Genomic DNA, 18,616 nt, shown 5'->3' with positions numbered 1-18,616 from the left:
GCGCCTCCGTCAGGGAGCGCCGAGCGTGCCACGGTCCGCCCAGAGCGGGGCGGCAACGTCCTCCGGCAGGCGGAACTCGCGCCCCGCGTACCACGAGGACTCCCCCGCCGGTGCGGCGAGCACACGCGCCCAGGTCGCCTCGCCTTCGCGCCAGACGGCCAAGGCGTAGGCGAGGTCGCCCTCGCCTTCAAGGCGCAGCACGCGCGTTGGCTCGGCGCTGCCTGCAGCGCGGAGATCGAGCTGCCGCGGGGCAGCAAGCGCCGAGGCCAGCGCATCCGCGTCCGGGGTCAGGGCGACGATCGCGCCCTCCGGCCGGAAGCCACCCTCGCCGGGCACGAGCCGCAGCGCGGCCGCTCCCGGATCCTCCACCACCACCGCGGTCACGCGTTCCGTCGGAATCCGCCAGAGCTGCGGGTCGAACCATTCCGAAACCCGTGCCGGCAAGCGCAACGTGGCCGCGCTGAGGCAGCTGTGCGGCGCGCCTTCGACGCGCACATACGTGCCGCCGCGCGCCTGCGGGTAGCCGATGACGACCGACACCTCGCGGCCCTCGATGGTCAGGTTCAATCGGCCGGTCGGCCGCGCGAAGGCACCATCGGGCGAAGCCTCCGACTCCGACGGCCAAGCCACGCCGATGCGCCCGAAGCGCGCCGGATCGGCCGTCCTCGCCTCATCGCAGCGCGCATTGGCCAGCCCCAACAGCAGCGGTTGCAGCCAGCGGCGATCGGCACGCCATGCGGCGTCGCGGATGCGCCATTCCTCGCCTTGGCGTTCGAACACCAGCGAGGCGTCGCCCTGCTGCAGCCGGACTTCCGAGAGCGCCGGCAGGGCCTTCGCCAAACCCGGCACCAGGACCTCCGGCGCTGCAGGCTCGCTTGAGCAGGCCGAAAGCCCCAGGAGCGCCGCCGCGGCGGACGCCAGTCCGCGCATCACGCGGCGGGGCGACGCCGGCGCTGCAACCGCCACAGGCCGCCGATCAGGAACAGGAAGGCCACGAAGGCCGGCACCAGCACGATGTTCACCATGCGCAGGGTCATCGACAGTGCGTCGATGTCGGCATTGAGCTGGCGCTGCACTTCGCGGAGCTGCAGGCGGACGTCGATCTTCTCCTGCTGGAAGCGCTCAAGCTCGGCCTGCTGTTCGGCGCCCAGCGCCGGTGCGCCGTCCTCGCCGCGTTGCAGTTCGCCGAGCTGCTGTTCGAGCTCCGAGAGCCGCTGCTGGAGGGACCGCTCGGTCTGCAGGAACTGCTGCTCGGCGCTGCGGCGCAGGGCCTGCACGCGATGGAAGGGACGGCTGGCGACGGCGCGGGTACGGAGGCCGATCAGACCCGCCTGCCCGCTCAGGTTCTCGACCGCGTTGTAGACAAGATCCCCGTTGTTGGCGAAGGGCTCGCTGAAGCCACCCGGCCCCGGCGCCACGTTCACCCAGAACGGGTCCGCCAACAGGTCGGTGTCGGCGACGAGGATGAGCTGCAGGTCGCTGGCGCTGGCCGCGAGGTGCCCGTCGCCGCCGCGCTGCGGGAAGGCCGTCGCGGATGGGCCGCTGACGCGCGCCGCAATCGTGCGCGCCCCACCGTTGGCGCGGAACTCGCGCAGCAGGTTCGACGGCGTCGCGCTCACCGTGCCGAGCATCGAGGTCGGCAGCTCACCGCTCTGGTCGGAACTCGAGAGCAGCGGCTCGAAGCGGGTCGTCGCCGCCTCGCGCGGCCTCAGCACGCCCGCGGTGGAGAGATTGATCAGCTCCATTTGCGCCGTGACGATGTCGGTGCTCGACAGCGCCTCGGCGTCCAGGCCGAGCAGCGTGATCAGCGGCTCGTTGGCACCGCCTTCGCTCGTCTGCACCGACAGCGCGGAGCCGGGGTCGGCCACCACCTGCGTCGGATCGAAATCCACGCCCCAGGCGGCGAGCAGCGGCCCGAGGTCGGAGGCACGCGCGCCACCGACATTGCCACCGAGCGGATCGTCGGGGGCGGCGTTCTCCGCGTCCGGATCGACGAAGGCCAGCACGCGGCCGCCGCGCAGGGCGAACTGGTCGATGGCGTAGAGGCTGTCATCGGACAAGCCGGCCGGATGCACCAGCATCAGCAGGTCGACGTCCGCATCGATCGCAGTGAAATCCGGCTGGAGCCGGCGCAGTTCGAAGAGTTCGCGCAGCTGCTGGTCGACCACCCAACCGGGCGACGGCGAGCCCGTGGCCGGGTCGAACTCGGGGGCCATCGGCAGGCCACTGAACAGCGCCACCACGGGTCGCTCTTCGACCGTCAGCGCCGACACCAGCTTGGCGAGGTTGTACTCGAGGAAGGCCTCGCGCTCGGCCTGAAGGAACGGGATCGGCAGTTCGCCATCGGTGCTGTTGCTGCCGACGATGCCGAAGAAGAAGTTGCCTCCGGTCGGCAGCGGCACCGCGGTGAGCCCCTGCGCGACGGCGAGGTCTTCCTGCTCGGAGTACGGCTCCGGGTCGATGACCTCGACGACGAGGCGGCCCTTCGAGCGCGCGGCCATCTCCTGCAGCAGTTCGCGCACGCGCTGCGCATACGCGCGCACCTGCGGGAAGTCGCCGGCCGAGCGCTCGGAGAAATAGAGGCGGAGCGTCACCGGCTCCTCGATGCCCTCGATGAGGGCGATCGTGGCCGGCGAGAGCGTGTGCTCCTGATTCGCCGTGAGGTCGATCCGCGCACCGCGCAGCAGCACGGACGACAGCCCGACCAAGGCAAGGAAAGCCAGGGCCAGCAGCGGCAGGGCCCAGGCGGAGCGGCGGAGGGATGCGATGGCCATGCGTCAGCCCGCCTTCTTGGCGTCGAGGATCAGCACCGTCGCGCACAGCCAGGCCGCGATCGACAGCAGGAAGAACAGCACATCGCGCAAGTCGAGCACGCCGCGCTGGATGGACTGCACGTGGGTGAGGAAGCTCAACGCGGCCACCGCGTCGATCACGTCGCGCGGCGCCCAGCCCTGCACGGCGTCCTGCACCAGCGGGTGTCCGGCGAGCATCAGCGCGAAGCACACCACCACCGTGACGACGAAGGCCACGACCTGGTTGCGCGTCAGTGCCGAGAGGGCGCTACCGACGGCGAGCATCGCGCCCGAGAGCAGCCAGCTGCCGAGGTAGCTCGCGACAATGACACCGTGGTCCGGATCGCCCAGCCAGCTGACCGTCCACCACATCGGCGCGGTGAGCACCAGAGCGATGCCCAGCAGGGCCCAGCCTGCGAGGAATTTGCCGAGCACCGCCTGCCACGGCGTGATCGGCAAGGTGAGCAGCAGTTCCAGCGTGCCGCTCTTGCGCTCCTCGGCCCAAAGCCGCATGCCCACCGCGGGCACGAGGAACAGGTACAGCCACGGGTGGAAGGCGAAGAACGGCTGCAGGTCGGCCTGCCCGCGCTCGAAGAAGCCGCCGAGGTAGAAGGCCAGCGCCGAAGAAAGGGCCAGGAACAGCACGATGAAAACCGCTGCGAGCGGCGAGGCGAAATAGGCGGCGAACTCGCGCCGCGCGATGACGAGCGTGCCGTTCATGCGGCGGCTCCGGCATCGGAGGTCAGGCTGCGGAAGACTTCGTCGAGGCGGCCCCGCTCGACGCGGAGGTCGGACCACGCCACGCGACGTTCGTCGAGTCGCCGCGTCACGACCTCGGAAGACACGCCGCCGCCACGGACGAACAACACCACCCGCCCCTCGCGGGCGTCCACGGTCGTCGCCGCAGCCGGCACCAGGCCATCCAGCGCCGCCACGGCAGCCACGCTGTCCGGCGCCGCGAAGGACAACGCACCGTGCCAACGCGAGAGCGCCAACAGTTCCGCAGGCGTGTGGTCCGCACGCAGACGGCCGGCCGCGATCACCACGGCCCGCGTGGCGATGGCGTCCACCTCTTCCAGCAGGTGCGTGGAAAGCATGATCGTGCGCTCGCGCGCCAGTTCGTTGATGAGGCCACGGACCTCGTGCTTCTGGTTCGGATCGAGGCCGTCCGTGGGCTCGTCGAGCAACAGCACCGGCGGGTCGTGCAGGATGGCGGCGGCGAAGCCTACGCGGCGACGGAAGCCCTTCGACAAGGTGTCCAGCGGCTGCCGGCGCACGGCGCCCAGCTGCAACCGATCGGAGGCAAAGGCCAAGCGCTGCTGGCGGTGTGCGCCCGACAGGCCGCGGACGTCGGCGATGAAGCCGAGGAAATCGGCGACTTCCATTTCGCCGTAGCCCGGCGCGCCTTCCGGCAGGTAGCCCAGGGCGCGACGAGCGGCCAGGCCGTCGGACACGACGTCGTGGCCCGCCACGCGCACGCGGCCCGCGTCGGGCGCGAGGAAGCCGGCGATCATTTTCATCGTCGTCGACTTGCCGGCGCCATTCGGCCCCAGCAAGGCCACGACCTCACCCGGCTGCACTGAGAACCGCAGGTCCTCGACGGCCGTCAACGCTGCGAAGCGCTTGGTCAGTCCTTCCACTTCGATCATGTCGGGTTCCCGCTCGGCACCGCAGTTCGGCGCGCGTTGGAGCGCGGGGGAGACGACAAGTTCCACGCCCCCGCAAACGACGAGGCGGGCCTAGGCCCGCCTCGCTGCGCTTACTGGGCCTCTGGGGCCTTCAATGGCAGGAAGGCCTGGAACTCGGCTTCCGGGCTGAGGATCTCCGGGATATCGACGTTGTAGTCGTCGAAGCCCTGGCTGGCGTTGTCGAGCGGGTAGCCGCGGACGATCGCCCAAGCGCGCAGGGTGTCACGCACGCGCTGCAGACCCGGCGCCGGGCCGACCCACTTGGTGTTCGCCGCCCTCAGCGGGGCTTCCTGCGACAGCACGACCTTGTTGCCGTCGCCGGCGATGGTGGCCTCGAGGACCGGCAGCTCGGCCACCGTGGCGGCGCGCGACGAGCCCTCCGGAGCGTCCTTCGCACGGACCGGCAGCAGCATGATGAAGGAGTAGGCCTCCGACGTACGGTCGACGGTGACGATGCGCAGCGGACCGTCCTTGGCGAAGCCGCTGGCCTCGATGACGCGGTCCATCCACGCCAGCTGGTTGGTCATGGAGACGGCGACGCCGTCGTCGCGGAGCGGGGCTTCGACGTCGACGCGCAGCGCGTTCATGGCCGGAACGTCGACGAGCTGCAGCGGGTGCTCGTAGATCGTGTAGTCGACGCGCGGCACGCTGGCCAGGGCGTTCGAGAGGACCTTCAGGCCGTTCTGCACGCGCTTGCCGGCGCTGCTCGACATGTACATGCCGGCGTAGCGACCAATCAGGTCGAAGCCGTACTCGACGCGGTAGCGCTGGGTGATCTTCACGTTGCGCTGGCTGCGACCCGAGCGCTCGAACGTGAAGCGCATGGTCTTGTTCTCACCCATGGCGTTGTCGGTCACGTTGAAGACAATCTTCTCGCCCGGCACGCTCTCGGTGATTTCCCAGCTGCCCGAACCGACCGTCCGGTCGTTCGAGGTGTATTCGAGCTTGGCGCCGACGCCCGAAGCGGGGCCGCTCAGGGTGAACTTCACGTTCGGGTCGCGCAGATGCAGCGTGTTCCAGTCGTTGAAGCGCTGGAAGCCGTTCAGCATGTCGAAGGCGACATTGACGGGGCGGTTGGTTTCCACCGAGTGCGACACGCTGCGCGACGGCGGCAACACCAAGCCCACGGCGACGCCGAGGATGGCCACCAGAACGAACGCGACGACGAATTCAAGGAATCGAGCCATGCATCAAATCTCCGGGATCGGCCCCGGTCGGCACACCGCCGCCCCGAGGAGCGCCAGAGGATAGCAGCACCGTCGGGGCCGGGGTAAGCGTGGGACGGCCCCGCGGACACCGCCGCGGGGCTGCCTGTCACACCAGCTTCAACTCGAAGGCCTTCAGCACCGCGCGGGTCCGGTCGCGCACGCCGAGCTTCGAGAGGATGTTGGAGACATGGTTCTTGATCGTGCCTTCGGCCACGCCGAGCGAGTTGGCGATCTCCTTGTTGGAGAAGCCGCCCGCCATGAGCCGGAGGATCTCGGTCTCGCGCTCGGTCAGCGGGTCGGGCTGCTCGAGGCTGTGGAAGTCGTTCTGCAGCCCCTCGAGGCCCGAGAGCAGCCGGGCCGTCACGGCAGGCTGCACCAACGATCCCCCATCGGCCACCGTCTGGATGGCCGACACCAATTGGTCGAGGGACACGTCCTTCAGGAGGTAGCCCTTGGCCCCGGCCTTGATGCCCGCCAGCACCAGCTGGTCGTCGTCGAAGGTGGTCAGGATGATGGTGGGTGGCAGGGCGTTCTGCGCCGCCAGCGCGCGCAGCGCTTCGAGGCCGGACATCACCGGCATGCGCATGTCCATCAGCACGACGTCCGGCTTCACGACGGGGACCTGCTCGACGGCCTGCTTGCCATCGGCCGCCTCCGCGACCACGTCAATGGTGTCGGCCAATTCCAGCAGGGAACGGACGCCCTGGCGCACCAGGGTCTGGTCGTCGACGAGCATCACTCGGATCATGCGGAAGCCTCGAGGGGAAGGTGGATGTCGATGCTGAAGCCCTGGCCCGGCGCGGTCGAGACCTCGACGCGGCCGCCGACGGTCTTCAGGCGCTCGCGCATGCCCGAAAGCCCGTTGCCAGGGGTGAAGGCGTCGCTGCCGACGCCATCGTCTCGGGCGGCGAGGTGCAGTTCGCGCCCTTGCCGCCCCAGCTTGAGCCAAAGGCGCTGGGCCTGGGCGTGCCGGATGGCGTTGGTGATGATTTCCTGCGCGCAGCGCACGACGACCTGCGCGCACTCGGCGTCGTCGACAGGCAGCGGGGATTCGATGTCCAGCGTGACTTCGAGGGCCGGCACGCCTTCCACCAGGGTGCGCAATGCGGCCTCGAGGTCGATGCGTTCCTCGCCGCGCATGGCGCTGACGGCCTCGCGCACGTCGGTGAGCAGCAGGCGCGCCAAGGTGTGAGCCTGGCGGACGTGCTCCTGGGCCTTGCCGTCGGTCAGGTGGCCGGCGACCTCGAGGTTGAGGCTCAACGCGGTGAGGTGGTGCCCGAGAAGGTCGTGAAGTTCGCGGGAAATGCGCAGGCGCTCGCCGACGCGTGCGCTATCGGCCAGTAGCGAACGGGTGGCCCGCAGTTCGGCGTTGAGCCGTCGCTGCTCCTCGCGGGCCTCGGCCTGCTGCTTGGCGATCAGGCCGGCCACGTAGACGAAGCCCGACATGCCCATGTAGAGCATGGACTGCAGCACGGCCTCGAGCGGGGTGAACTCGAAGGTGCGGACGAACACCGCGGTCAGCGGCAGGTGCTGCACCACGAGCCAGAGCACCCCCGGCCAGCCCGGCAGCAACCAGGGCACCACGGCGGCCATGACCATCATCAGGATGGCGCCCAACGCGCTGTTCGTGAGCGCACTGACCGCGATGGCCGAAGCCGCCATGGCGAGCATCAGCACGATGGGCCAGACGCGCCCGCGCTGGTGGCCCAGCGACTGGGTGGAGAGCCAGAACGCGACGCCGAAGGCCACGTAGGCGCCGACCGGCCCGACGAAGGCCATGGCCGGCAGGGGGCTGGAGCTGGCGTCCATCACGAACAAAGCGTTCATGACCAGGCCACTGCCCACCATCGCCCAAGTGAACAGGCCGGCATAGCGAAGGAGCGTGGCGTGGGTCAGGCGCGGAAGCATCGAGGCATCCTAAACGCCCAGCCCCCCCCTTCCGCACCCCCGAAAGTCACCCCGCGGGGCGAAGGCGGCCGGGGGGCATGCGATACTGGCGGCTTCACCGAGACCCGGCCTGCCCCGGAGGAAAGGAATGCCGTTCCAGATCCGCGATGTGCGCGAACACGAGCTGGACCTCGTGGTGGCGCTCAACAACTCGGCGGGGCCTTCGATCCTGCCGATGGACGCGGAAAAGGCCCGCTTCTTCTGGGAACACGCCGACTACTTCCGCGTGATCGAGCAGGACGACGCCATCACCGGCTTCCTCGTCGGGTTCAGCGACCTGGCCCCGCATGACAGCCCGAACTTCCGCTGGTTCCGGGAACGGCACCGCAATTTCCTTTACATCGACCGCATCGTCATCGCCGCCGCCCGCCGCGGTGGTGGCCGCGGCCGTGCCTTCTACGCCGACGCGATGAGCTTCGCCGAGCCGCGCTGGGCCCACCTCTGCTGCGAGGTGTTCCTCGGCGTGGGCTACGACCCGGCCCTGCTCTTCCACGGCGCCTTCGGCTTCCGCGAGGTCGGCCAGCAGACGATGGAAGGCACGGGCCTCCGCGCCTGCATGCTGATGAAGGACCTCGGCAGCCACGACTGGATCGCCGCGACCTACGGCGGGACGCTGCCCGACGAACCCTGGCTGGCCCCGCGCCGTGGCCCGACGCCTCCCGCCGCCGCCCGCAACACCGGAACCTGACGCATGGCGACACCGCACCCCGCCGACCTCCCCAACTACGAGCAGGCTGGCGAACTGAAGTTCGGCCAGGTCGGCATCGCCAACCTGCGCATCCGCACCCTCGATGTCGCCCAGCTCGCCGCGGAGATGCGCGAGCGGGTGGAACGGGCGCCGAAGCTGTTCGCCCGCGCCGCGGTGATCCTCGATTTCGGCGGCCTGATGCAGCTGCCCGACGACGCCACCGCCAAGGCGCTGGTGGCGGCGCTCGAAGGCTCCGGCGTGCATCCGGTCGCGCTGGCCTACGGCACGCCCGAGAACGACGCGCTCGCCGAGCGCCTCGGCTTGCCGGTGCTGGCCAAGTTCCGTTCGCAGTACGAACGCGCCGGCGAAACGCCTGCCCCGGAACCCCGCGCGGCCGAGCGCCCGGCCACCGCGCCGCCGGCCCGTGAAGTCGCGGCGGCCTCGGCCCCAGTGCCGGTCGTGGAGGCCGAGCCGGGCCTCGTGCACGCCCTGCCCGTCCGCTCGGGACAGCAGGTCTTCGCGGCCAACCGCGACCTGACCGTGCTGGCCCCGATCGGTGCCGGCGCGGAAGTGGTGGCCGACGGCTCCATCCATGTTTACGGCGCGCTGCGCGGCCGCGCGCTGGCCGGCGCCTCGGGCTTCACCGGCGCTCGCATCTTCTGCCGCGAATTCCACGCCGAGCTTGTGGCCATCGCCGGGCAGTACAAAGTGCTCGACGACGTGCCCAAGGCCCTGCACGGCAAGGCCGTGCAGATCTGGCTCGACAACAACGACATCCTGCAAATCCAGCCGCTGGCCTGACGGCCACACAAAGACGGAGAAACGACCTTGGCGGAAATCCTCGTAGTCACCTCGGGCAAGGGCGGCGTCGGCAAGACGACCACCTCGGCCAGCATCGCGATGGGCCTCGCCCGCGCCGGCAAGAAGACCGCCGTCATCGACTTCGACGTCGGCCTGCGCAACCTCGACCTGATCATGGGCTGCGAGCGCCGCGTGGTGTACGACTTCGTCAACGTCGTGCACGGCGAGGCCTCGCTCAAGCAGGCGCTGATCAAGGACAAGCGCTTCGACAACCTCTACGTGCTCGCCGCGTCGCAGACCCGCGACAAGGACGCGCTGACGAAGGAAGGCGTCGAGAAGGTGCTGAAGGACCTTGCCGACGACGGCTTCGACTTCATCGTCTGTGATTCCCCGGCGGGCATCGAGAAAGGCGCGTTCCTGGCGATGTATTTCGCCGACCGCGCGCTTGTCGTCGTGAACCCGGAAGTGTCCTCGGTGCGCGACTCCGACCGCATCCTCGGCCTGCTGCAGAGCAAGACGAAGAAGGCCGAAGCCGGCGAGCGCATCCAGGAGCACCTGCTGCTGACCCGCTACAACCCGGAACGCGTCGAGAAGGGCGAGATGCTTTCGATCGGCGACGTCGAGGAGATCCTCGGCCTCAAGGTGATCGGCGTCATTCCGGAATCGCCGGACGTGCTGCAGGCCTCGAACTCGGGCAACCCGGTCATCCTCGACGAGCAGAGCAACGCCGGCATCGCCTACACCGACGCCATCGCCCGCCTGCTCGGCGAGGAGCGCCCGATGCGCTTCACCACGGCCGAGAAGAAAGGCTTCTTCGCCAAGATCTTCGGGGGCTGACATGGGCCTGTTCGATTTCCTGACGGGCAAGAAGCCCGCCACCGCCAACCTCGCGAAGGAGCGCCTGCGCATCATCGTCGCGCAGGAGCGCAGCACCCGCGGCGGCCCCGACTACTTGCCCCTGCTGCAGCGCGAGTTGCTCGAAGTGATCCGCAAGTACGTCAATGTCGACGTCGACGCGGTGAAGGTCGACCTGGTGAAGGACGGCGAGCACGACGTGCTCGACATCTCCGTCTCACTGCCGGAAAAGAACGGCTGAGGAGGTCCCCGCGGCCCAGCCGCGGGGTGGCGCGATGTCGGAAGCGACGATGCGACAGGCGACGAGCGTGCTCACCCTCGCCGACATCGGCTGGGTGGGCCCCGCCGCCCTGCTCGCCCGCTTCGGCCTCGAATTGATTGAGGTCGAGCCGGGCGAGCCCATCCCCGGCAGCTACTGGGGTGACGCCGAGGCCGGGATCATCGGTTCCCGCGTGCATGCACGCGACGACACCCCGGTGCATTCCCTGCTGCATGAGGCCGGGCACCTGATGGTGATGCCGCCCGAGCGCCGCGCCGCCGTGCACACCGATGCCAGTGACACCCAGCGCGACGAAGACGCCGTGTGCTATCTGCAGTTGCTGCTGGCCGACACCCTGCCCGGCTTCGGCCGTGAGCGCGGCTTCGCCGATATGGACGCGTGGGGCTACACCTTCCGACGGGGCTCGGCGAAGGCCTGGTTCGAAGGCGATGCCGAGGATGCCGCCGCGTATCTGGCGTCGCTCCCGCACCTGCACGGCCTGCTGCCCACCGTGATGGCAGCGGACACGAGAGCGGCGTAGGGTTGGCGCCGGAAGCCGAGGGACCTCGTCCCCCCGACGAGGCGGCGTCCGGGGAGTCTCCAATGAAATTCTGGATCGGAGGGGCCGCGATCGCGCTGGCCCAAGTCGTCGTCGCGGCCGATGCGCCGCCGGCGATCGGCAGCATCGAGCCCGCAGCCCTGGTGCAGCAGCTCGACCGCAACGCCAATGGTTGCCTCGACCTCGAGGAAGGACGGAACTACACCAGCCGTCGTTTCCACCTGCTCGATAGCAATGGCGACAACGTGCTCGATGCCAACGAAGCCCCGCCGTTGCCGGGCGAACCGAGCGCGGCGCGGCCGATCGGCATCGACGCTTGGCAGGACGCCTATACGGCGCGCTTCACCTCGTTCGACGCGGACAACAGCGGCTGCCTGAGCGCCGAGGAAATCACCCAAGGCCGCGCGGCCGCCGCCGCGGGAGGTGCCCGATGAACCGCATGTTCGCCACTCTCCTTCTCGCCGCTGCGGCGCTGTTCGCATCGACGCCGGCCGAGGCCAGCACGACGATGCGCTGCGAATCCACCGACGGGCGCTGGAAAGCCTGCAATGTGGACACCTACGGCGGTGTCACGCTGGCCCGCCAGCTGAGCCGCGCCGGCTGCTGGCAAGGCGACACCTGGGGCTACGACCGCAACCGCATCTGGGTGACGAACGGCTGCCGGGCCGAGTTCCGCGTGGGCGGAAACCGTCCGTCCTCATCCTCCGGCAACAACAATGGTGCCCTCGCTGGTGCGCTGATCATGGGGGCCATCGCCGGCGCCGTGATCGCGAACCACAACGACCATGACCGCGACGACGATCGCCGACCGGACTGCGGCCCGCGCGGCTGCGGCGACGGTTGGGGTGGCGGCGGCTGGAGCGGCGGGGCGGAACGCCACTTCACCTGCGAGTCGACGGGCGGACGGATGACCTGGTGCCGCCAGACGGTCAACCGCCGCGAGCACGTCGAGCTGACGCGCCAGCTCAGCCGCGGTGACTGCCAGTACGGACGCACTTGGGGTGTCGATCGCGGCGAAGTCTGGGTGGACAAAGGCTGCCGGGCCGAGTTCGTCATCTACTGATCCTCGCGGTCAGGCGGGCGGCGTGCGGCGCTGGCCGTGCGCCGCCTTCCCGGGCGATCATCCGGCACCCTGAACCGGATGACGCCGTGGCTCTCCACCAATCCTCGGGCCGCTGGCGCATCGGGCTGGCCTTGGCCCTCGTCACCGCCGGCTGCTGGGCGACCCTGCCGGTCGCCCTCAAGCTCACGCTGGAACAGGTCGATGCGATCACCCTGACGTGGTTCCGCTTCCTCGTGGCGGCGGGCGTCATGGGCGCGTGGCTGGCGGCGCGCCGGGGATTCCCGGCGTTCCGTGCGCTCACCGGCAGGCACTGGGCGATGCTGCTGCTCGCCGGGCTGATGCTTCTGGGGAACTACGTCTTCTACCTGCTGGGCGTTCAGTACACGACGCCGGCGAACGCACAACTGATCATCCAGTTGGCACCACTGCTGATGGCGCTCGGCGGCATCGTCGTCTTCAAGGAGCGCTTCGCCGCCGCGCAGTGGCTCGGGCTCGCGGTGATCGTCGTTGGCCTCGGCCTGTTCTTCGGCGAGCAGAACGCCAGCCATGACGGCGATTACGCCTTGGGGGCGAGCCTCGTCGTGCTCGCGGCGGTGGTCTGGGCGGTGTATGCCCTTCTGCAGAAGCAGCTGCTGGTCCAGCTCTCTTCGCCGGCCATCCTCGGCGCCATCTACGCGCTCGCCGCGCTGCTGCTTTGGCCGTTCGCCGCACCCTCGGTGCTGCTGGAGCTCGACGCCTTGCACGCCGTGCTGCTCGGGTACTGCGCGCTCAACACGCTGGTCGCCTACGGCGCCTTCGCCGAAGCGCTGGCGCACTGGGAGGCCTCGCGGGTGTCGGCGATCCTCGCCACGACGCCGATCCTCTGCGTCGGCGCCGTGGCGGGTGTGCACGCTTTCTGGCCGACACTCATCGAGGCCGAACAGCTCGGCGCGATGGGCTGGGCCGGCGCCCTGCTGGTGCTGGCCGGCTCGGCGGCCGCGAGCCTGCTCGCGGCGCGCAAAGCGCCGGGCTGAACCGCCCTCGCTCCGGCGTCGAAGGCGAACGCGTCGCTCAGGCCTCGAGCATCGTCGCGATCTGGTCCTTCAGCGCGAGTCGCTGGCGACGCAGCATCGACTCGTGCTCCTCGGTGACGACCTCCGCCCGAGACTCGGCGCGATGGATGGCGCGATTCACCTCGTGGTACTCGTCGCAGAGGCGAGCGAAATGGGCATTCGTACCCTTGAGGTCGTGCATGCGGACGACGTGGGCGGGGAATTCGACCGCGAGCTCGTGCGGGGTATGGGACATGGGCAGCTCCTGCATTGGGGTTCGGAGTGATGTTCCTCCCATGGCTCGCCGCAACGATTGACGGACGTCAATCCGGCGTCGAAAGCCTCGGGGCTTGTGGGGTTCCTGGCACTGGCCTAGCCTCGGCGCACCTTCCCATCCGGTGATGCGCCATGCGCCTTCGCTGCACCCTGCTTGCCCTGTCCCTCGCCGCCGCGTGCGCTGCACAGGCGCAGTCGACGACGCCGCCGAACGAGACCGCCGACCAGTTCGCCGCGCGCGTCAATGCCACCTTCGCCAAGTACTTCGAAGAGGGCACCTCGGCCGCCTGGCTCTCGCAGACCTACATCAACGGCGACACGGCGCGCATCAGCGCGCTGGCCAGCGAACGTGGCCTGGCGCGATTCAACGCCCTGGTCGAGCAGGCCAAGCGTTTCGAAGGCCAGCCGATGTCGCCGGCCACCGCCCGCACCATCGCCCTGCTGAAGCTCGGCACCTCGATGCCGGCCCCGCGCGACCCGGCGAAGCTGAAGGAACTGGCCACCATCGCGACGCGCCTCGACCAGGCCTACGGCGCCGGCCAGTGGTGCGAAGGCGAAGGCCCGCAGCGCAAGTGCCAGAACATCAGCGCGATCACCCAGACCCTCGCCAGCAACCGCGACTACGACGCCCAACTGGCGGCGTGGCAGGGCTGGCACACGATCTCGGTGCCGATGCGCCGCGACTACCAGCGCTTCGTCGAACTGGCGAACGAAGGCGCGCGCGAGATGGGCTATGCGAATACTGGCGCCATGTGGCGCGCCGGCTACGACATGCCGGCCGATGCCTTCGCCGCCGAAACCGACCGCCTGTGGGGCCAGGTGCAGCCGCTGTACGAGCAGTTGCAGTGCTACACCCGCGAGAAGCTCGTCGCCCAGTACGGCGAGGACAAGGGGCAGGTCAACGGCCTGCTTCCGGCCCACCTGACGGGCAACCTCTGGCAGCAGGACTGGGGCAACCTCTGGCCGATCCTGCAGCCCTACCCCAACGCCGCCAGCCTCGACCTGAGCAGCGTGCTGAAGGCGCAGCGCGACGAGCGGCTGGCGAAGATCCTCGCCGCTCTCCCCGCGCTTCCGCCCGAGCAGCGCGAGGAAGCCATCCTCCAGCAAGCCGAAGCCGCGCGGCAGGCGGACCACGAAACGGCGGTCGCCATGACCAAGCTGGCCGAGGGCTTCTACACTGGCCTCGGCATGCCGGCGCTGCCGGAGAGCTTCTACACGCAGTCGCAGCTGCTGCGTCCGCGCGACCGTGACGCCGTCTGCCATGCGAGCGCCTGGCAGATGAACGCGGACGCCAGCGACGTGCGCATCAAGATGTGCATCGAGCCGACCGAGGAAGAGCTCACCACGATCTACCACGAGCTCGGCCACATCTATTACTACCTCGCCTACAAGGACCAGCCGCTGAGCTTCCAGACCGGCGCGCATGACGGCTTCCACGAAGCCATCGGCGACACCATCGTGCTGTCGATGACGCCGGAGTACCTGAAGTCGGTGGGCCTCGTCGGCGAAGCTGAAGTCAGCCGCGAGGCCACGATCAACGCGCAGATGCGCATGGCATTGGCGAAAGTGGCCTTCATGCCCTTCGGCCTGATGATCGACCGCTGGCGCTGGGGCGTGTTCGACGGCTCGATCAGCCCGGACCGCTACAACGCGGCGTGGTGGGAGCTGAAAGCGAAGTACCAGGGCGTCGCGCCGGCGACGCCGCGCGGCGAGGCATTCTTCGACGCCGGCGCCAAGTACCACGTGCCCGGCAACACGCCTTACACCCGCTACTTCCTCTCGCACGTGCTGCAGTTCCAGTTCTACAAGGCGCTGTGCGACGCGTCCGGCTTCAAGGGCCCGCTGTACGAGTGCAGCTATGCGGGCAACCCGGAAGCCGGCCGCCGCTACTGGGCGATGATGCAGAAGGGCGCCAGCCAGCCCTGGCAGCAGACGATGCGGGAGCTCACCGGTGGCGAGCGAATGGACGCCTCGGCCGTGCTCGAGTACTTCGCGCCGTTGCAGGCGTGGCTCAAGACGCAGAACGAAGGCAAGGCCTGCGGCTGGCCGCAGGGCTGATCAGGCGGGGGCGACCGCGCGCCGCATCAGGTGCGCGTCGCCCCATCGCCACAGGCCGAAGGCCACCACCGACAGCACCGCCGCCGCGAGCGCGAGCAACAGCGGACTGGCTGAGAGCATCGGCGAAAGCAGGCCCGCCACGCCGGCCTGGAACATCAGCGAGAGGAAGGCCTGCATCGAGGAGGCACTCCCGCGCTGCGTCGGGTAGAGGTCGAGCAGCTGCAGCATCAGCTGCGGGAACACCAGCGCGACGCCGAAGCTCAGCAGCATCAACGGCAGGATCGCCCACGGATAGACGTAGCCGGGCGCGAAGGCCGCATAGGCGAGGTTCGCCAACGCCGCGACCAGGCAACAGGCGAAACCGGCGCGCACCATGGACCGCGCCGTGAATCGACCCGCGGCGCGCCCGGTCGCCCAAGCGCCCGCCAGCATGCCGCTGATCACCGGGACGAAGAACCAGCCGAAGTCCGCCTCGCCCATGCCGAGGTGGGTCATCACCACCACGGGCGCCGAGGCGATGTAGAGGAACAGCGCCGCGAAGTTCATCGTCGTCACCGCCACCAGCCAGACGAAGCGGCGGTGACGGAGCATGGCGACGTAATTCCCCATCAACACGCCCGCATCCAGCGGAAGGCGGCGCTCCGGCGGGTGCGTTTCCGGCAGTAGGCGCCACACCAGCGCCCCCAGCACCAGGCTCAGGGCGGCGAGGAACCAGAAGATCGCATGCCAGTCGCCGAAACCGAGGATCCAGCCACCAACGATCGGCGCGATGGCCGGCGCGATGCTGAAGATCATCGAGACCTGGCTCATCAGGCGCTGCGCGTCCTCGCCGTCGAAGACGTCGCGGATCACGGCGCGGCCGACGATCATGCCGACGCCCGCGCAGAGGCCCTGGATGAAACGGAACACCAGCAGGGTGGTGAGGTCGGTGCTCAGTGCGCAGCCCACCGACGCCAGGCCGAACAGTGCCGTTCCCCAGAGGATCACCGGGCGCCGCCCCACGGCATCCGAAATGGCGCCATGGAACAGCGACATCAGGCCGTAGCCGAGCAGGTAACTGCTGATCGTCTGCTGCACCGCCACCGGCGTGCTGCCGAGGTCTTGCGCCATCGCGCCGAACGCCGGGAACACCGTGTCGATCGAGAAGGGGCCGAACATGGCCAAGGCCCCGAGCACGAAGGCGAGGCGTGCGCGGGACGCAGTGGCGGTCGAAGTCATCGGCCGATTCTACGGCGCTTCGTCGCCACGACGGCCCGGCGCACGCGACAATGCCGGCATGAGCGCCCCCACCCCCGACAACGCCCCATCGATCGAAGGCCACGCGCCGGTCGATGCCCCCCGACGCGGCGACGGCACCGTGCGGCAGGTGCTGGCCGACCTGCTGCCTTTCCTGAAGCCCTACTGGCGCCGCATCGCGGCCGCCCTGCTTTGCCTGATCGCGGCGAAGGTCACGCTGCTCGGCATCCCGATGCTGATGAAGCGCATCGTCGATGGCCTGGATGTGCCGGCAACGCTACTCGCCCTGCCCGTCGGCCTGCTGCTGGCCTACGGCGGCGCCCGCCTCGCGTCGACGATGTTCACCGAACTCCGGCAGATCGTCTTCGCCCGAGTGATGGCGCGCAGCGCGCGCACCGTCCAGCTGAAGGTGTTCCGGCACCTGCACGCGCTGAGCCTCCGCTTCCACCTCGAACGCAAGACCGGCGGCATCGCGCGTGACGTCGAACGCGGCGGCACGGCGATCTCCGACCTGCTCGACTGGACGCTCTACACCATCCTGCCGACGATCATCGAGGTCGTCCTGGTCACGGCCGTGTTGGTCTACCTGTACGACTGGGGTTTCGCCGTCATCACCCTGGCGACGCTGGTCGTCTATTCCGCATGGACGTTCCGCGTCACCGAGTGGCGCACGCGCTACTACCGCGCGGCGATCGATGCCGAGTCGGCGAGCAGCACGCGCGCAGTCGACGCCCTGATCAACTACGAGACCGTCAAGTACTTCAACAACGAGGAGCACGAAGCCCGGCGCTACGACGGCAGCCTGCAGCGCGTCGAGGAAGCCACCGTCCAGAGCTTGAAGACGCTGGGCGTGCTCAACCTCGGGCAGGCGGCGATCGTTTCGATCGGCGTCACCGCGCTTATGTGGCGCGCGGCCTCGGGCGTGGTGGCCGGCGAGCTCACCATCGGCGACCTCGTGCTGGTGAACGCCTACCTGCTGCAGCTGTCGGCGCCGCTGAACTACCTCGGGATGATGTACCGCGAGGTGAAGCAGGCGCTGACGAACATCGAGAGGCTCTTCGGCTTGCTCGACGAGAACCTCGACGTGCAGGACCGCGCGGGCGCGAAGCCGCTGGTGACGACGCAGCCCCGCGTGCGCTTCCGCGACGTGCGCTTCGGCTACGACCCGCGCCGCACCATCCTCGACGGCGTGGATTTCGAGATCGCCCCGGGCCAGACGGTCGCCGTGGTCGGCCATTCGGGCAGCGGCAAATCGACGCTGGCCCGCCTGCTGTACCGCTTCTATGACGTGCAGGAAGGCCGCATCGAGATCGACGGCCACGACCTCCGCGAGCTTACGCAGGGCTCGGTGCGCGGCAGCATCGGCATCGTTCCGCAGGACACCGTGCTGTTCAACGACAGCATCCGCTACAACATCCGCTACGGGCGCCCGGAGGCGAGCGACGGCGAAGTGGAGGCGGCCGCGCAGGCCGCGCACATCGATGCCTTCATCAAGTCACTGCCCGACGGCTACGACAGCGAGGTGGGCGAGCGCGGGCTCAAGCTCAGCGGCGGCGAGAAGCAGCGCGTCGCCATCGCCCGCGCGTTGTTGAAGAATCCCGCCATCCTGATCTTCGACGAAGCGACATCCGCGCTCGATTCACGGTCGGAACGCGCGATCCAATCGGAACTCGACCGCATCGCCGTCGGGCGCACCACGCTGGTGATCGCCCACCGGCTGTCGACGATCATGGACGCCGACCAGATCCTGGTCATGGATGGCGGACGGATCATCGAGCGCGGCACGCATGCCGAACTGCTGGCGTCGAAAGGCCGCTACGCGGCGATGTGGTCCCTGCAGCAGCAGGGCGAAGCGAGCGCGCTCAGCGGATGAGTGCGTAAGCGCCCCAACCGGCCAAGGCCAGCGCCGACCAACCGAACACACCCAGTGCCATGTGCAGCGCGAGGAAACCGAGCTGGCGGCGCGAGAGGTGGCGGATCAGGCGCGCCCGACGCAGTTCGCGTGCGCTGGGCAGCGCGGGCAGGCGGACGTTTTCACGGTCGTCCATGGCGGTCGATGCGAGGGAAAGCGCGCTACCACGGAGCGTGATCTGCATGGCCGACCCTCTTTTGCGAATGGACGGCATCGAATGTAGCGCGTTTGACGGGAATTGAC

The 18,616-nt window shown here is 69.2% G+C and carries 20 protein-coding genes; 10 read left to right on the top strand and 10 right to left on the bottom strand.

Annotated elements, in window-relative coordinates; all coding sequences use genetic code 11:
* Nucleotides 1–9 precede the first annotated feature (9 nt).
* The 7 genes from ACIQ6S_RS05000 to ACIQ6S_RS04970 all read right to left on the bottom strand — a co-directional run bounded on the left by ACIQ6S_RS05000 (nt 10) and on the right by ACIQ6S_RS04970 (nt 7,596).
* A complete protein-coding gene (locus ACIQ6S_RS05000) occupies nt 10–849 on the bottom strand; it encodes a hypothetical protein (protein WP_397607389.1) in 840 nt (279 codons plus the stop codon).
* An 80-nt stretch (nt 850–929) separates the two neighbouring features.
* Nucleotides 930–2,774, bottom strand: coding sequence for a Gldg family protein (locus ACIQ6S_RS04995; RefSeq protein ID WP_397607388.1), 1,845 nt, complete (start codon nt 2,772–2,774; stop codon nt 930–932).
* 3 nt (nt 2,775–2,777) lie between these two features.
* Nucleotides 2,778–3,512 (bottom strand): ABC transporter permease subunit, encoded by a 735-nt coding sequence (locus ACIQ6S_RS04990; RefSeq protein ID WP_297866767.1) that lies wholly within the window; start codon nt 3,510–3,512, stop codon nt 2,778–2,780.
* Entirely contained in the window at nt 3,509–4,441 is a 933-nt protein-coding gene (locus tag ACIQ6S_RS04985; protein WP_397607387.1) for an ABC transporter ATP-binding protein, read from the bottom strand. Before ACIQ6S_RS04985 ends, ACIQ6S_RS04990 begins: the two co-directional genes overlap by 4 nt.
* A gap of 110 nt (nt 4,442–4,551) precedes the next feature.
* The gene (locus tag ACIQ6S_RS04980; RefSeq protein ID WP_397607386.1) at nt 4,552–5,667 is read right to left on the bottom strand and encodes a hypothetical protein; all 1,116 of its coding nucleotides are present in this window, start codon (nt 5,665–5,667) and stop codon (nt 4,552–4,554) included.
* A gap of 127 nt (nt 5,668–5,794) precedes the next feature.
* Nucleotides 5,795–6,436 carry a response regulator transcription factor gene (locus ACIQ6S_RS04975; RefSeq protein WP_298340406.1) on the bottom strand — a complete coding sequence of 214 codons (642 nt, stop codon included), beginning with the start codon at nt 6,434–6,436 and terminating at the stop codon, nt 5,795–5,797.
* On the bottom strand, nt 6,433–7,596 hold the full coding sequence (locus ACIQ6S_RS04970; protein WP_397607385.1) for a sensor histidine kinase: 1,164 nt from the start codon (nt 7,594–7,596) through the stop codon (nt 6,433–6,435). Before ACIQ6S_RS04970 ends, ACIQ6S_RS04975 begins: the two co-directional genes overlap by 4 nt.
* 127 nt (nt 7,597–7,723) lie before the next feature.
* Here ACIQ6S_RS04970 and ACIQ6S_RS04965 point away from each other — a divergent pair, with 127 nt between their 5' ends.
* From ACIQ6S_RS04965 to ACIQ6S_RS04930, 8 genes are all read left to right on the top strand, one after another.
* Nucleotides 7,724–8,323, top strand: coding sequence for a GNAT family N-acetyltransferase (locus ACIQ6S_RS04965; RefSeq protein WP_397607384.1), 600 nt, complete (start codon nt 7,724–7,726; stop codon nt 8,321–8,323).
* Nucleotides 8,324–8,326: 3 nt separating this feature from the next.
* A complete protein-coding gene (gene minC / locus ACIQ6S_RS04960) occupies nt 8,327–9,124 on the top strand; it encodes a septum site-determining protein MinC (protein WP_397607383.1) in 798 nt (265 codons plus the stop codon).
* A gap of 27 nt (nt 9,125–9,151) precedes the next feature.
* The gene (minD, locus tag ACIQ6S_RS04955) at nt 9,152–9,961 is read left to right on the top strand and encodes a septum site-determining protein MinD (protein ID WP_297866774.1); all 810 of its coding nucleotides are present in this window, start codon (nt 9,152–9,154) and stop codon (nt 9,959–9,961) included.
* A gap of 1 nt (nt 9,962) precedes the next feature.
* Nucleotides 9,963–10,220 carry a cell division topological specificity factor MinE gene (gene minE, locus ACIQ6S_RS04950; protein ID WP_297866775.1) on the top strand — a complete coding sequence of 86 codons (258 nt, stop codon included), beginning with the start codon at nt 9,963–9,965 and terminating at the stop codon, nt 10,218–10,220.
* Nucleotides 10,221–10,269: 49 nt separating this feature from the next.
* Complete coding sequence (locus ACIQ6S_RS04945; protein WP_397607382.1) at nt 10,270–10,779, top strand: hypothetical protein; 510 nt, start codon at nt 10,270–10,272, stop codon at nt 10,777–10,779.
* Between the two features lie 62 nt (nt 10,780–10,841).
* Entirely contained in the window at nt 10,842–11,231 is a 390-nt protein-coding gene (locus tag ACIQ6S_RS04940) for a hypothetical protein (RefSeq protein ID WP_397607381.1), read from the top strand.
* Nucleotides 11,228–11,860: a DUF3011 domain-containing protein gene (locus ACIQ6S_RS04935; RefSeq protein WP_397607380.1), complete on the top strand. Its 633-nt coding sequence runs from the start codon at nt 11,228–11,230 to the stop codon at nt 11,858–11,860. Before ACIQ6S_RS04940 ends, ACIQ6S_RS04935 begins: the two co-directional genes overlap by 4 nt.
* An 86-nt stretch (nt 11,861–11,946) precedes the next feature.
* Nucleotides 11,947–12,873, top strand: coding sequence for a DMT family transporter (locus tag ACIQ6S_RS04930; RefSeq protein WP_397607379.1), 927 nt, complete (start codon nt 11,947–11,949; stop codon nt 12,871–12,873).
* Nucleotides 12,874–12,910: 37 nt separating this feature from the next.
* Here ACIQ6S_RS04930 and ACIQ6S_RS04925 read toward each other — a convergent pair whose 3' ends face one another.
* Nucleotides 12,911–13,147 carry a YdcH family protein gene (locus tag ACIQ6S_RS04925; protein ID WP_297866780.1) on the bottom strand — a complete coding sequence of 79 codons (237 nt, stop codon included), beginning with the start codon at nt 13,145–13,147 and terminating at the stop codon, nt 12,911–12,913.
* A gap of 152 nt (nt 13,148–13,299) precedes the next feature.
* On the opposite strand from ACIQ6S_RS04925, the gene ACIQ6S_RS04920 reads away from it, so the two are divergent.
* The gene (locus tag ACIQ6S_RS04920) at nt 13,300–15,225 is read left to right on the top strand and encodes a M2 family metallopeptidase (RefSeq protein ID WP_397607378.1); all 1,926 of its coding nucleotides are present in this window, start codon (nt 13,300–13,302) and stop codon (nt 15,223–15,225) included.
* Here ACIQ6S_RS04920 and ACIQ6S_RS04915 read toward each other — a convergent pair whose 3' ends face one another.
* Entirely contained in the window at nt 15,226–16,443 is a 1,218-nt protein-coding gene (locus tag ACIQ6S_RS04915) for a multidrug effflux MFS transporter (RefSeq protein WP_397607377.1), read from the bottom strand.
* 58 nt (nt 16,444–16,501) lie between these two features.
* Between ACIQ6S_RS04915 and ACIQ6S_RS04910 the strand changes: the two genes are divergently transcribed.
* Nucleotides 16,502–18,334, top strand: coding sequence for an ABCB family ABC transporter ATP-binding protein/permease (locus ACIQ6S_RS04910; RefSeq protein ID WP_397607376.1), 1,833 nt, complete (start codon nt 16,502–16,504; stop codon nt 18,332–18,334).
* Here the strand turns inward: ACIQ6S_RS04910 and ACIQ6S_RS04905 are convergent.
* Entirely contained in the window at nt 18,324–18,557 is a 234-nt protein-coding gene (locus ACIQ6S_RS04905; RefSeq protein ID WP_397607375.1) for a hypothetical protein, read from the bottom strand. The genes ACIQ6S_RS04910 and ACIQ6S_RS04905 overlap by 11 nt on opposite strands.
* Between the last annotated feature and the right edge of the window lie 59 nt (nt 18,558–18,616).

It is taken from the genome of Silanimonas sp. (genome assembly GCF_044377035.1).
Lineage (GTDB): Bacteria > Pseudomonadota > Gammaproteobacteria > Xanthomonadales > Xanthomonadaceae > Silanimonas.
Note: the sequence above shows the minus strand (reverse complement) of the source record. Positions and strands in the feature narration are given on the sequence as shown.